Raw genomic sequence first — 13,704 nt, forward strand, 5'->3', positions numbered from 1 at the left:
TCTGGGGACGCCTCAACGTCGAAATTTCTCTTCCGAGAGCCGAAATTTCCCTCCCTGGAGGCCCGCGCCCTGCGGTTCGCGCGTCGGACGCGGAGGAATCGGCGCTACGCCGCATCCGGCGTAGCGCCCCTGCGCCAGCCCCCGTCCGCACATCGCGCCCGGGCACGCGCCAGGATCTCCAATTCCGTGGCGAAGCGCCCAGGGAGGACCCATCGCCCCCGTGGGCGCGCGCCCGGCGCGGCGCCGACGCGCACGCCATGCCCGGCGGCGGGCAGAAGGGGCCGGCATGTTTGTGATTGATTCGCGTGCGAGCGCGCGCGCGAGAGAGAAGCGCGGCGAGCGGCTTCAAAGCGGCCCCTTGCAAGGGTTTGGGCCGGCTGCATCCGCCGCACGCCGCGCCGCCTTGGTTTTGCCGCGTCTGCCGGCTCAACATCCCCCTCCCGACCTGCGGCAGTGCTTCGGCGCGTTGACGCAGGAAGGGAGGCGGGGCATGGTCCTGCGCACGTCTGGAGCACGCGCCGTTCGTTGCGGGCTCCATCTCCGATCTCAAGGGCCGCCGACGCGCAAGTCGACCTGATCTGTGCGCCGCGTCCTCCAGGGGCTAGCCGGGTCGCGCCGCTCGCGCGCTCCATCGCTGAAGGGACGGACATTGGTTCAACGACGATCAGCGGGTGCCTGGCGAGACGCCTCGAGCGCCGCCGGGCTCGGAGACGATCCGCCGCTCGGCGTCGACGGCGACGAGGAGGAGATCGACCGTCGCCGGGTTTCGGTCCGCTGGTTCGCCGCCACGCTGCTGACCGCCTTGTGCGGCACCTTCCTCATGGGCGGCGCGGTCTATGCCGCGCTTGAAGGCGAATACCGCTTCGCGCTGATGCCCGAGAAGGTGCGCGCCGCCATCCGCGGCGCCCTCGCCGCCGGCGAGCGCCCGTCGAACGCGGCCCGCAAGGGCGATCGCATGTCGCTGCTGGCCGAGGCCTCCAACGCGCGCCAGACCTTCCGCGTCTCCACCACCACCAAGATGGGCGACCGCGAGATCATCAAGGTGCGCCCCTTCACCCGCGTCGCCGCCAACCTGGCCATGACGGCGACCTCGGTGTCGACCGACATCCCGCGGTTCAACCCGACGCAGATCGTCTCCGAATCCATGAAGGACGAGGAGGGCGCCGCCCCGCAGACCGAACCCACCGGCGAGGTCACGGTGGTGATGCGCGAACTCTCGCAGGTGCCGGCCAGCGCCAAGCTCGGCGCGCCCACCCCGATGGAGAGCGTGCTCATCAAGGTGCGCGAGGTGGCCGAGCTTGCCCGGCTGCAGCCGAGCGCCGGCCTGCCCGCCGCCATCACCGGCGCGCCGCGCTTCTCGCCGGCGGCGCCCTATCTCGCCTATGCGGTCGAGGGCGACAGCGCCTTCCCGATGCCGGCGGGCGTCGACAACATGAGCTTCGTGCCGAAGAGCTCGACCGAGACTTCGGGCGGAAACGACTGGTCCGAGCGGACGGCCGTGGTGAAGAAGGGCGAGACGATCGTCTCCATTCTCACCGACAACGGCGTGCCCCAGCAGGAGGCCCGCGCGCTCGCCGGGGTGTTCGGGCGCGGACGCGACGGCGCCGTGAGCGACGGCCTGCGCCTGCGCATGCTGCTCCAGGAGAACGCCGCGAAGAACGTCCAGGCCCTGCGCGTCTCGATCTTCTCCGATGCCGGGCACGAGGGCACGGTGGCGCTGTCCGATCTCGGGCGCTACGTCTCCGTCGCCGAGCCGTCCGAAACCGAGATGGCGGGCGTCTCCGAGGAGGTCGACGACGACAGCGGGCCCGGCATCCGCCTCTATGAGAGCGTCTACGAGACCTGCCTGCGCAATGACGTGCCGCGCAACGTGATCGCCGACATCATCCGCGTCTATTCCTTCGACGTGGACTTCCAGCGCCGGGTGCGGCCGGGCGACAATTTCGAGGTGCTCTATTCCGACGACGGCACCAGTTCCAACGAGGTGCTGTACGCCGCGCTGACCATCACCGGCGAGCAGCGGCGCTACTACCGCTTCCAGACCGCCGACGACGGCCTGGTCGACTACTATGACGAGGACGGCAAGAGCGCGAAGAAGTTCCTGGTGCGCAAGCCGATGGCGGGGGGCGTCATGCGCTCGCCGTTCGGCTACCGCCGCCACCCCATCCTCGGCTATTCGAAGCTGCACACCGGCGTGGACTGGGCCGACAGCGTCGGCACCCCGATCTATGCCGCCGGCAACGGCACCATCACCTATGCCAACTGGAAGTCGGGCTACGGCAAGCACACCGAGATCCAGCACGCCAATGGCTACGTCACCACCTATTCGCACCAGTCCGGCTTCGCCAAGGGCATCCGCCAGGGCGCGACGGTGCGCCAGGGGCAGCTGATCGGCTATATCGGCTCCACCGGCCTCTCGACCGGGCCGCACCTGCATTACGAGGTGAAGATCAACGGCAGCTTCGTCGATCCCATGCGCATCAAGCTGCCGCGCGGGCGGGCGCTGGACGGCCGCTTCCTGGCCGAGTTCCGCAAGGAGCGCGAGCGCGTGGATGCCCTGCTGAACCACGCCCCGGTGCCGCCGAAGGTGGCAGGCATCGCCGCGAGCGCGCGCACCAAGGCCGCGAGCAATTGAGGCCGGCGGCTCGAGCCGCCGGATACCTCCAACCTCCCCTTGTCGCACCGGGCGCGAAAAATCTTTGGCCGCAGGCGTTTGGGACTGAGCGCCGGGCTGCAAACCGCCACAATTCGAGCTTGACCTTGGGCACTGTTGCGCTACCGCTGCAACCGGGCACCTCGCCCTGCAATCATGCCCCAGGACATCCCCCATGAGCGGCTCAGTCAGAGGCTCACTCACAGGTTTGGTACGCCCGCTCGCTTTCGCGCTCCTGCTTGCCGCAGGCCTGCCTGCCGCGGCCGCGGCGGACGCCCTCAGCGACTATGTGGCGGCGCGCGACAAGGCCATCGCCCAGTCGATCACCGCGGCCAAGGCCGGCAAGAGCGGCGACGAAGCGGTGATGAAGCGCGAGGAGGCGGCCATGAAGGATCTGGCCAAGCGCCTCGCCGCAGTGCTCGGCCCCCTGAAGTTCAAGGGTCTCGGCGCGCCCGAATATTCGATGCACGTGTTCGTCTACGGCGAGAGCGACCCGGCGCGCCAGCTCGACGGCCTCAGGTTCGCCGACAAGGACTTCAACACCCGCATCGTGGTGACGCCGGACAGCGTGTTCCGGACCTGGCTCGCTGCGCGCGCCAAGGACGAGGGCGCCCCGGCGGAACTGGGCAAGGGCGTGAAGGCGGCCATGACCACCAGCGAGTTCTACGGCGAGGCCATCGGCTTCGACGGCGGGTTCTTCCAGCCCTACATGGAGCTTCCCGTCGCCGCGGCGCCCGGGGAGGAGGCCTATGCGGTGCTCGGCCAGCAGGTCGACAGCCCCCCGGGCAACACCATGCCCAACGAGATCGCCATCGTGCGCATCGCGGACGGCAAGGCCATGGCCGGCATCACCATCGCGAAGCTCGGCGCCAAGCCCATCGCCGCCTGCGAGGCGGTGTGGAAGCCCTTCCAGACCAAGGCCGACGCGCTGCAGAAGGCGGTGGAGAAGGACAACAAGGAGCAGGACCCGCGCTGGGACGAAATCACCAAGATCCAGGACGAGGGGTCAAACGCCTTCCGCGCCTGCTTCGCGAAGGAAGCCGCCAGCCAGCCCTTCATGGCAGCCGCCGTAAAGCGGGCGGAAGGCCTCCTGGCGACCGCCCGCGGCCAGTGAGCGCCTGCGTCCCGCCCTCACCCACACCGGAGATCTGACATGACCCGCCCCGCGCGACGCCTGCCGATTGGAACCGCTTTGGTGCTTGCACTGGGCCTTGCCATGGCCGCGGCCGGCCAAGCCGGGGCGGGACCGGCCGAGGATTACATCGCCGCACGGGACAAGGCCGTGGCGGCGCTGGTGGCGGCGGAGAAGGCCGGCACCAGCCCCGAAGTTCTGGAGAAGCGCGACGCCGCCGACCGCAAAGCGCTGGAGCAGAAGATGAGGGCGCTTATCGGCCCGCTCCGCATGAAGGGGTTCACGGCCACCTTCTCGCCCGGCACCCTGCTGGAGGGCAACATCGATTCCGGCGGGCCGGACGGCCTGCTGTTCGCCCACGAGGATTCCAGCACCTACCTTCTGGTGTCGCCGGAGCCGGTGTTCGCCAACTGGCTGGCGGCGCGCGCGAAGGGCGAGGGCGCCGCCCCGGCCCTCAGTCGGGGCATCGCGGCGGCGACCGCGAGCGATGACTTCTACACCCTCGCCATCGGCTCCGAGGCGGCCTTCTCCCGCTACATGGACCTGCCGGTGACGGCGGCGGAGGGCGAGACGGTGCGGGCGGCCATCGGCCTGTTCAGCCAGGACCTGCCCGCCAACACACTGCCCGAATCGGTGGTCGTCACCCGCGTGGCGAACGGCCGGGTCGCGGTCGGCACCTCCGCCGTGGAGCTGGGCATCACCGCCCTGCCCGCCTGCGACAAGGCCTGGAAGGCGGCGGACGCGAAGACGCAGGCGCTGCGCACCGCCGCGGAGAAGTCGAAGAACCAGGACGATCCGCGCTGGGCGCAGGCGAACAGCGCCGAAGTGGACGCCTCGCTCGCCTTCCGCGCCTGCTTCGCCAAGGAAGCCGCCGGCAAGCCCTTCCTCGCCGCCGCCGTCAAGCGCGCCGAGGCCCTGCTCGCCAACGCCCGCAGCAACTGACGCCGCGGGGCCGGGAGCGGGGCGCGGCCCCGCCCCGCCGGCCGCGCTCCTTCATCCTCCGTTCACCGTCGCGCTGGAATGATGCCGGCACCGCAAACCGCCAAGAGCCTCCCATGCACCGCACGGCCCCCACGCTGCTCGCCTGCGCCCTCCTTCTCGCCGCCGGCCTGCCCGCGCAGGCGGGACCGGCCGAGGACTATATCGCCGCCCGCAACAAGGCGGTGGCTGCGGTGGATGCCGCCGTGCAGGGCGGCAAGAGCGATGCGCAGATCGCCAAGATCGAGGACACCGGCCGCAAGGATCTTCAGAAGCGCATGACGGCGATGCTGGGGCCGCTCAAGTTCAAGGGCCTGAACCAGAAGCCCATCTTCTCGCCCGAGACGCTGGTGCGCGACGAACTGGGCTCCGATTCCCCGGATGGGATGGTCTTCATGGACGAGGAGGGCGCGACCTACATCCTGGTCTCGCCCGAGCCGGTCTTCGCCGACTGGCTCGCCGCGCGCGCCAAGGACGAGGGCGCCCCGGCCGCGTTCAAGGACGGCATCAAGGCCGCCACCGGCGACGAATTCTTCTACACCCTCACCGTGAGCCGGGACGCCGCCTTCTCCAATTATGCGGAACTCGCCCCCGCCGCCAATCCGGGCGAGACGGTGCATGCGGCACTCGGGCTGTTCTCGCAGGACATCGCCGGCAATGCGCCGCCCGACACCGTCGTCGTCACCCGCATCGCCGATGGGCGCGTGAGCGTCGCTTCGGCGGACGCGGCGGTGAAGGTGCCCGAGATGCCGGCGTGCGACGCGGCCTGGAAGGCCGCTTCGGCGAAGGCCGATGCGTTGCTCGAAGAGGTCCAGAAGTCCGGCAAGGAGGACGATCCGCGCTGGGAAGAAGGCTTCCGGGCCCAGGACGACGCCTCCCACGCCTACCGGCTCTGCTTCATGAAGGAGGCCGCCGGGAAGCCCTTCCTCGCCGAGGCGGGAAAGCGGGCCGAGGCGATGCTCGACGTGATGCGGGGCAAGTGAGGAGCGGCCCGGAGCGGCCGCCTACCGGCACCGGGGCGAAATCCGCTTGAAATAAAGCAGGGGCATCGCCAGAGTCGCCGGACTCCGCTTTTCCGGAAGCCGGGTCGCCACGATGGATCGGCCGCGGGACCGGCAGGTTGTTTCGCCTGTCGGCCGGCAATCCGGGACGGGAGGCAAGGATGATGGGGCCAACGGCGTGCTTCACCGCGCGGCGGAGTGACCGCCGCCGCTATGGACTGGCGCTCGGCGCGATCCTCGCGCTGGGTTTCGCCTCAACGATCCTCGACATCGGGACCGCGCGCGCCCAGATGCCGGGCCAGATGGCCGCGGACGGCTTTGACGCGAGAATGCGGACGGCGGCGGCGCCGGGCGCGCCCGGCGCCGCCGCCCAATCGGTCGAGCCCGGCGGGGACGTGTTCGGCCTGCCGGTGCCGCGTCCGCGCAAGGGCGCGGGCGGGACCAATTACGCGACCGGGCGGGACATCCATGCCGAGGTCCTGGCCAGCCTCGATGCGGTGCTCTCCTTCTATCGCGGCGCGCTGGCCGCCCTCGGCTGGAAGGAGGACGCGCGCGGCACCGCCATCGGCCCGGAACAGGCGGTGGTGGCCTACATCCTCCCCGAGGGCACGGCGACGCTGAAGCTGGCCCGCCAGGAGGGCCTCACCGCCGTCAGCCTGGTGGAGAAGCTCAACCGGCCGAAGCCGCAGACCCCGCCCGGCCTTGGCGCGCCGGGCGCCGGCATGCCCGGCTTCGGCGGGGCCGGAGACATGCTGAAGCAGGCGCAGCAGATGATGCGCGAGGCCGAGCAGATGGCGCCCGGCGCCAAAATACCCTCTGCACCCGCTGCGCCCCCATCGGGCGACGGAGGCGTCGCGGCGCTGCGCCCGCTCGCCGGCACCGCGACGCCGGTTCCCCTGCCGGAGACGGCGCAAAGCGTCGATTTCGACGGCGAGAAGGGAACCCTGAGCTTTTCGAGCCCGTCCGAGGTCAAGGCGGTCGCGGACTTCTTCCGCTCCGCCCTCGCGCAGTCAGGATGGCGCGCGAAGCCGGGCGTCATCAGCAATGCCAACATGGTGCAGCTCGACGCATCCAAATCCGGCAAGGACATCTCCATCACGGTCATGCGGATGGGGCCGAACACCAACGTGACCGCGCGCGGCTCCGGCCTCGTTGTGGCCGCCGCGAAGCCGGACCGGCCCGCGCCGGCCAAGGACGCCCGCGCGGCGAGCGCGCCGCCCCCCGCGCCGGAAGACCTCGTGGCCGAGGAGCGCGGCGGGCTGCCGGTGCCCAAGCGTCTCACCATGTCGGAGGCGACCAAGACCCCGTTCCGGCGCGAGCTCAATGCCGGCGTGCCCATGGATCTGGCCGTGGTGCTCGACTTCTACCGGCGCGAGCTGGGCCAGCGCGGCTGGAAGGAGGAGGCCGAGGGCCGGACGGTCGCGGCCGACGCCGCCACCCTGCGCTTCACCACGCCCGAGGGGCCGGCGGTGCTCAAGCTCGGCCGCAAGGGCAGCGAGACGACGGTCAATCTCGCGCTGAGGAACCCCGAGGCGGCGAAGGCGGCCGGCATCCTCCCGCCGCCCGGAAAGGCGCGGGTGATGTTCGGCAACATCGAGCCGCAGGCGGCGACGCTCACCTTCGACAAGAAGACCATCAAGGTTCCCGCCAATGCCGGCACCAAGGCGCCGGACGGCCCGATGCTCGACCTCGCGCCGGGCAAATACCGCTATGCGATCAAGGTCGGCGGCAAGACCGAGACCGACGAAATCGAGGTGCGCGCCGACGAGACCTGGGGCCTGATGGTCGGCCCCGGCGGGATTCTGCCGCTGCAGGCCTATTGAGGGGGTGGGGCGGGGGAAATAGGGGAGTTAGGCTTTCCAGTAGTCGGCGGCGCCCTCGGGGAGGGCGGCGAGGACGCGGTCGAGAGTGTCCTCGTCCATGTTCCGCCGCAGCGCCGCTGCCACGTCGGCGATGGCGGAGGCCGGCGCGAAATTGTGGTGCCGGCGCAGGTCCTGCACCTCCGCCGTCAGCGCCGCCCGATCCGCAAACGGCCGCCGCGGCTCGGCCGGGTCCCAGTCCGCCACGAAGATGGCCCGCAGCACGGGCGGCAGCACCCCCGCAAAGCGGATCGCCTCCTCCACCGACAACCGCCGCCGGAACACCGCCAGCACCCCCTCCACCATGGTGTAGGCCTGATTGCGCGTGCCAAGGCCGGCCGTATCCCGCGCGTCTGCGAGAAAGCGGTCGAACTGTTCGGTGGCGTGTTGGAGGTCGAGGGGGATGGGCATATCGTGTTGGTGGGAGTGAGGAGCGACGACGGAGCCATTGGCTCGGGCTGTACCAGTCTTACGGAGCTTTCTCGTCCATATTGAACCGCAAGACCTCTTCGAAGACGCGATTTCGCGCCTTAGCGTCGACAATCAAGGAGGCGGCGGGCACCACATAAAGATGTAAAGGCACACCGCCTCTGGATCCAATGACAAAATCATTATAAACGACACGCTCACTTAATGAAAACACATCTTTAAATCCGGTATTTTTCATATCTCTGTAAAATTCGTCGTCTATTTCGACGACAGCAAAAGCAAAAACCTCTCTTATCGTCCTAATCCGGTCGATAAGTTCATTTGCATAAAGCCTACATTGAACTAGAGATTTGTTATTTTCAAAAATATCAGCGCTTTTCTTTTTAAATTCAATGATAACAAGTTTGTTTGGATTCCCCTCATTGTCCCTCGAATAGAAGGCAGCAACATCTGGCTTTCGTCTTTGCTTTGATTCGGTATCAACGCCAACTTCTCGAACTATTTTTGCAAGCGTCTCGTCACTATATATGCTGCTATAAGATAGAAATTTATCATCTACCAACCAAACATTGTTTTCTCGAATGTCATTCCCATCACTATGCTTGCGCAAAATTGCATTATGAAGCGCATCCTCGGCTGCATCACGCGGCATCTTCGCAAGTGAATCAATAACCAAAGCTCGGTGAACGATAAAACGGGCAAGATCATCGCTCGCGAGATGCGAAACATCGTCAAATGAGACGTAGCGCCCGTCCTCCATTGCTTCAACGAGCTGGTCTTCCCGCCGCGCCTGCTGCGCGCGATAAACCTTAACAATCTCGTCAGCATCCAACATAGCCGCGTCTCCCCCCAAAGATTTAACATCGATGAATGGGTAGTGTTTTTTCAATTTATCAATATTTGATGCTTTGAATGACTCGATATCCCCATACCCAGATTCTTTAATCACCGACATGCACTCATTACGAATGCGCAAAAATAGAGAATCTCTACTTATTTTTAAAATCATGTCTACATCGGAATCGGTCTTAGGAATCTCGAGCTGCTTACGCCCTAAATTAGACGCCCTATCTAAATATGATGATGTAACGGAAATAGTATATCTACAGATGTCAAATCGCCTACTTATTTGCAGCTCTTCTACGCAAACCTCATCCGCGCAGAGCATCGCCACAATACCTTTACGCGGCGCATCGTCACGAAAAAGATAACACTCAAATATTTCACCATCTAAATCAAAATTCCATGTTTTTTTAGCTTCAATATCACCGCCCGAGAAGACGAAATATTCCGAAAAAGGCTGTTGACTATTGTGAGTGAATTTGATTGATACAATATGTCCAGATTGTTTTTTCAGAAACAAAAGAAGACGAAGGTCGTCGCACATTGAATTAACAAGCTTTGCGACTTGAGTATTTATTTTTTCCTTCAATTCCGAAATCGTTATTGTTGTCCGAGGCAGGCCATTCGAGGGCGTTTTACGAACGTCCGCCGGGGTAAAATCTGGAGTATACCGAAACTCAACCAAACCGTTCACAAGCTGGCTTCGGACCTCCACGCGGTGGGCGTACTTAAGAAAGGCTAAACGACCAACGCCCTTACCCCCGATATCATCTTTATGTCCGGTGCAGATTTCATCGAAGTAATTAAGATTATCTTCTGTAAATCCTTCGCCGTCATCTTCTATAACTATTTTGTCAAGGACATTTCGGACATCTTCGCCAAATAGCCCCATCTGGCGATCAAAACTCAGGTCGACAGAGATGTTTCTTGCACCTGCCTGAATCGAATTCGTCACACCCTCACGGATCACGTCTCGCGCTGTGACGCCACCCTTGTAGTGTTCAGCAATGAATTTCTTGAGGTTGATCCGTGCCATGCGCTTTATCTAGCGGGTCATTCATCGGCAGGCAATGCTGCACCAAAGTCCCAAACATCACACGCGCGCCCCACAAAAAAACCCCCGGCGTTCGCACGCCGGGGGTCCGTCCTCACACCCTAGAGCCCAATCCCCTCAGGCCGCCTGATCCACCTTCGCGGCCTCGCTGGTGAAGGTCAGGTGGCCGTCGGCCAGCCCCACCTTCACCTTGGCGCCGTCGAGGATCTCGCCGCCGAGGATCTTCTCGGCGAGGGGGTCCTGCACCAGCTTCTGGATGGTGCGCTTCAGGGGGCGCGCGCCATAGGCCGGGTCGTAGCCCTTGTCGCCGAGGAAGTGCCGCGCCTCGGGCGAGATCTCGATGGTGATCTTGCGATCCTCCAGGAGCTTGCGCAGCCGGCCCATCTGGATGTCCACGATGGTGTCCATCTGGTCCCGCTTCAGGCGGTGGAACATGACGATCTCGTCGATCCGGTTGATAAATTCCGGGCGGAAGTGACGCCGCACGGCCCCCATCACCAGGTCGTAGGCCTCCTCGTCGGACACCACCTCCTCGCCCTCCTTGCCGGGCACCTTGAAGCCCATGGGCTGGCGCGGATCGGCGAGGAATTCGGCGCCGAGGTTGGAGGTCATGACGATGAGCACGTTGCGGAAGTCCACCGTGCGGCCCTGCCCGTCCGTCAGGCGCCCGTCGTCGAGCACCTGCAGGAGGACGTTGAACACGTCCGGATGCGCCTTCTCCACCTCGTCGAACAGCACCACCTGATAGGGCCGGCGCCGCACCGCTTCGGTGAGGGCCCCGCCCTCGTCATAGCCGACATAGCCGGGAGGGGCGCCGATCAGCCGGCTCACGGAGTGCTTCTCCATGTATTCCGACATGTCGATGCGCACCATCGCCGTCTCGTCGTCGAACAGGAACTCGGCCAAAGCCTTGGTCAGCTCCGTCTTGCCGACGCCCGTGGGGCCGAGGAAGAGGAACGAGCCGATGGGCCGGTTCGGGTCCTGAAGGCCGGCGCGGGCGCGGCGCACGGCGGTCGAGACGGCGGCCACCGCCTCCGACTGGCCCACCACGCGCTTCGCCAGCTCCAGCTCCATGCGCAGGAGCTTCTCGCGCTCGCCTTCGAGCATCTTGTCCACTGGCACGCCGGTCCAGCGGGAGACGACGCCGGCAATGTGGCTGGGCGTCACCGCCTCTTCCACCATGCCGCCGGCCGCGCCCGCCTTCTCCAGCTCCGCGAGCTGCTTCTCCAGCTGCGGGATCACCGAATAGGTGAGCTCGCCGGCCTTCTGGTATTCGCCCTGCCGCTGCGCGGTGGCGAGGTCGGCGCGCGCCTGGTCGAGCTTGGCCTTGACGGTGGTCGCCTCGCCCAGCTTCTCCTTCTCGGACTTCCACTTGGAGGTGAGGACGGCGGCCTTCTCCTCGAGGTCCGCCAGTTCCTTCTCGGAGCGCTTCAGGCGGTCCTTGGAGGCGCTGTCGGTTTCCTTCTTCAGGGCCTCCTGCTCGATCTTGCGACGCATGATCTCGCGGTCGAGGCTGTCCAGCTCCTCGGGCTTTGAGTCCACCTGCATGCGCAGGCGCGAGGCCGCCTCGTCCACCAGGTCGATGGCCTTGTCGGGCAGGAAGCGGTCGGTGATGTAGCGGTTGGAGAGAACCGCCGCAGACACCAGCGCGCTGTCGGTGATGCGCACGCCGTGGTGCAGCTCATACTTCTCCTTCAGGCCGCGCAGGATGGAGACGGTATCCTCCACCGTGGGCTCGGAAACGAAGACGGGCTGGAAGCGGCGGGCGAGCGCGGCGTCCTTCTCCACGTGCTTGCGGTATTCATCGAGCGTGGTCGCGCCGACGCAGTGCAGCTCGCCGCGGGCCAGGGCAGGCTTCAAGAGGTTGGACGCATCCATGGCGCCGTCGGTCTTGCCGGCGCCGACCAGGGTGTGCATCTCGTCGATGAACAGGATGATGCCGCCTTCCGCGCTCTCCACCTCGGAGAGCACGCTCTTCAGACGCTCCTCGAATTCGCCGCGATATTTCGCTCCGGCGATGAGCGAGCCCATGTCGAGCGAGAGCAGGCTCTTGTCCTTCAGGCTCTCGGGCACGTCGCCGTCCACGATGCGGCGGGCGAGGCCCTCCACGATCGCGGTCTTGCCGACGCCGGGCTCGCCGATGAGCACGGGGTTGTTCTTGGTGCGGCGCGCCAGCACCTGGATGGTGCGGCGAATCTCCTCGTCGCGGCCGATCACCGGGTCGAGCTTGCCGTCCCGCACGGCCTGGGTCAGGTCGCGGGCATACTTCTTCAGCGCGTCATAGGCGTTCTCGGCGGTGGCGCTGTCCGCGGTGCGGCCCTTGCGCAGGGCCTCGATGGCGGCGTTGAGGCCCTGCGGCGTGGCGCCGGCCTTGGCGAGGATCTTGCCCGCCTCGGTGTCCTTTTCGATGGCGAGGGCCAGCAGCAGCCGCTCGACGGTGACATAGCCGTCGCCCGCCTTCTTGGCCGCCTGCTCGGCGGTCTCGAACACCTTGGCCAATTGCTGGGACAGGTACACCTGGCCCGAGCCGCCCTGCACCTTGGGCAGCTTCTTGAGCGCGGCCTCGACATCGGCGCGCACCAGCGTGGGATTGCCGCCCGCGCGCTGGATCAGGCCGGAGCACAGGCCCTCGGGGTCGTCCATCAGCACCTTCAGGAGGTGCTCCGGCGTGAACTGCTGGTTGCCCTCGCGGACCGCCAGCGACTGGGCGGACTGGACGAAGCCCCGCGCGCGCTCGGTATAGATCTCGAAATTCATGTGTCTGTTCCTCCTTCTCGCGCCGGCCGCCTTCGAGAAGCACGGCGGCACGCTGGGGCACGGCACCGGCATCCCCGGCTACCGCCGCGCGGATGGACCACACCCGCGCTGTCGCTCATGTGGGTGTGGCCCCGCGGCAACGGAAGGGGGGCGCCCGGCCCGCCGTGGAATTTCTCCGCAACGCGCCGGCCCGTCATTGATCCGGCCCGGGTCCGAGGCGCCGGGCGGCACCGACACAAAAGCTTCGAACAGCGTGGCTATAAGGTTCCGCTCCCGCGCGGCCGCCGGCTCCGGGGGCGGATGGCGTGTGCCCGGCTCACGGGCGCCCTGGGAGGACCTCATGTCGAGCTCGGCCGAACCGCACCGCGCGTACAATGTCCTGTTCCTGTGCACCCACAATTCCGGCCGCTCGCTGATGGCCGAGGCGATCCTCAACAAGGACGGCGCCGGCCGCTTCCATGCCTTCTCCGCCGGCACCAGCCCGGATGCCGAGACCCATCCCATGGCGATCGAGACCCTGGAGCGGCTGGGCTATTCCACCGAGGGGCTGCACCCGAAGAGCTGGGACGTCTATGGCGGCCCCGACGCGCCGCACATGGACTTCGTCTTCACCGTCTGCGACGACGCGGCGGACGAGGAATGCCCGATCTGGCCCGGCCATCCCATGACCGCCCATTGGGGCATCGAGAACCCGGCCAAGGTGGACGGCGGCGAGATGGACCGCGGCGCGGCCTTCAACCAGGCGTTCCGCCACCTGAAGAACCGCATCGCGGTGTTCGCCAACCTGCCGCTCGCGAGCCTCGACCGCCTGGCGCTGGAGATGCACCTGAAGGAGATCGGGATGATGGAAGGCACCACCCGCGGCGCGGCCGCCGCCGGCTGACCGCCGGCCGACCGGACGTCCCTGCGGCGCGGCTCCGAGCCCCGCGCCCTTGCCGCGCCGCATTGGCCATGACCATATCGGCGCGGCAGCCCCGCCATCGGGGCGCGATTGGGGG

The 13,704-nt window shown here is 66.4% G+C and carries 9 protein-coding genes; 6 read left to right on the forward strand and 3 right to left on the reverse strand.

Annotated features, from left to right (window positions below; translation table 11 throughout):
- The first annotated feature begins 649 nt into the window (after positions 1-649).
- The 5 genes from D9R14_RS16610 (at position 650) to D9R14_RS23165 (ending at position 7,587) form a co-directional block, all read left to right on the forward strand.
- Complete coding sequence (locus D9R14_RS16610; protein WP_121624465.1) at positions 650-2,635, forward strand: M23 family metallopeptidase; 1,986 nt, start codon at positions 650-652, stop codon at positions 2,633-2,635.
- Positions 2,636-2,828: 193 nt separating this feature from the next.
- The gene (locus D9R14_RS16615; RefSeq protein ID WP_147453051.1) at positions 2,829-3,767 is read left to right on the forward strand and encodes a hypothetical protein; all 939 of its coding nucleotides are present in this window, start codon (positions 2,829-2,831) and stop codon (positions 3,765-3,767) included.
- A gap of 39 nt (positions 3,768-3,806) precedes the next feature.
- Positions 3,807-4,727 (forward strand): hypothetical protein, encoded by a 921-nt coding sequence (locus tag D9R14_RS16620; protein ID WP_147453052.1) that lies wholly within the window; start codon positions 3,807-3,809, stop codon positions 4,725-4,727.
- Positions 4,728-4,840: 113 nt separating this feature from the next.
- Positions 4,841-5,746: a hypothetical protein gene (locus D9R14_RS16625; RefSeq protein WP_121624468.1), complete on the forward strand. Its 906-nt coding sequence runs from the start codon at positions 4,841-4,843 to the stop codon at positions 5,744-5,746.
- A gap of 179 nt (positions 5,747-5,925) precedes the next feature.
- Positions 5,926-7,587 (forward strand): hypothetical protein, encoded by a 1,662-nt coding sequence (locus tag D9R14_RS23165; RefSeq protein WP_170168647.1) that lies wholly within the window; start codon positions 5,926-5,928, stop codon positions 7,585-7,587.
- A gap of 27 nt (positions 7,588-7,614) precedes the next feature.
- On the opposite strand, the gene D9R14_RS16640 is transcribed toward D9R14_RS23165, so the two are convergent.
- The 3 genes from D9R14_RS16640 to clpB form a co-directional block, all read right to left on the reverse strand.
- Positions 7,615-8,034: a DUF2267 domain-containing protein gene (locus D9R14_RS16640; RefSeq protein ID WP_121624470.1), complete on the reverse strand. Its 420-nt coding sequence runs from the start codon at positions 8,032-8,034 to the stop codon at positions 7,615-7,617.
- 58 nt (positions 8,035-8,092) lie between these two features.
- Positions 8,093-9,931, reverse strand: a complete 1,839-nt coding sequence (locus tag D9R14_RS16645; RefSeq protein ID WP_121624549.1) for an ATP-binding protein — start codon at positions 9,929-9,931, stop codon at positions 8,093-8,095.
- 135 nt (positions 9,932-10,066) lie between these two features.
- Positions 10,067-12,706 (reverse strand): ATP-dependent chaperone ClpB, encoded by a 2,640-nt coding sequence (gene clpB / locus D9R14_RS16650; protein ID WP_121624471.1) that lies wholly within the window; start codon positions 12,704-12,706, stop codon positions 10,067-10,069.
- 340 nt (positions 12,707-13,046) lie between these two features.
- Here clpB and D9R14_RS16655 point away from each other — a divergent pair, with 340 nt between their 5' ends.
- Entirely contained in the window at positions 13,047-13,589 is a 543-nt protein-coding gene (locus D9R14_RS16655) for an arsenate reductase ArsC (protein ID WP_121624472.1), read from the forward strand.
- The last annotated feature ends 115 nt before the right edge of the window (positions 13,590-13,704 follow it).

It is taken from the genome of Xanthobacter tagetidis (assembly GCF_003667445.1).
GTDB classification, from domain to species: Bacteria; Pseudomonadota; Alphaproteobacteria; order Rhizobiales; family Xanthobacteraceae; genus Xanthobacter; species Xanthobacter tagetidis.

Coding starts and splice junctions, on each gene's coding strand:
- D9R14_RS23165 (WP_170168647.1), top strand. CDS start 5,926: ATGATGGGGCCAACGGCGTGCTTCACCGCGCGGCGGAGTGACCGCCGC.
- D9R14_RS16615 (WP_147453051.1), top strand. CDS start 2,829: ATGAGCGGCTCAGTCAGAGGCTCACTCACAGGTTTGGTACGCCCGCTC.
- clpB (WP_121624471.1), bottom strand. CDS start 12,706: ATGAATTTCGAGATCTATACCGAGCGCGCGCGGGGCTTCGTCCAGTCC.
- D9R14_RS16640 (WP_121624470.1), bottom strand. CDS start 8,034: ATGCCCATCCCCCTCGACCTCCAACACGCCACCGAACAGTTCGACCGC.
- D9R14_RS16655 (WP_121624472.1), top strand. CDS start 13,047: ATGTCGAGCTCGGCCGAACCGCACCGCGCGTACAATGTCCTGTTCCTG.
- D9R14_RS16625 (WP_121624468.1), top strand. CDS start 4,841: ATGCACCGCACGGCCCCCACGCTGCTCGCCTGCGCCCTCCTTCTCGCC.
- D9R14_RS16620 (WP_147453052.1), top strand. CDS start 3,807: ATGACCCGCCCCGCGCGACGCCTGCCGATTGGAACCGCTTTGGTGCTT.
- D9R14_RS16645 (WP_121624549.1), bottom strand. CDS start 9,931: ATGGCACGGATCAACCTCAAGAAATTCATTGCTGAACACTACAAGGGT.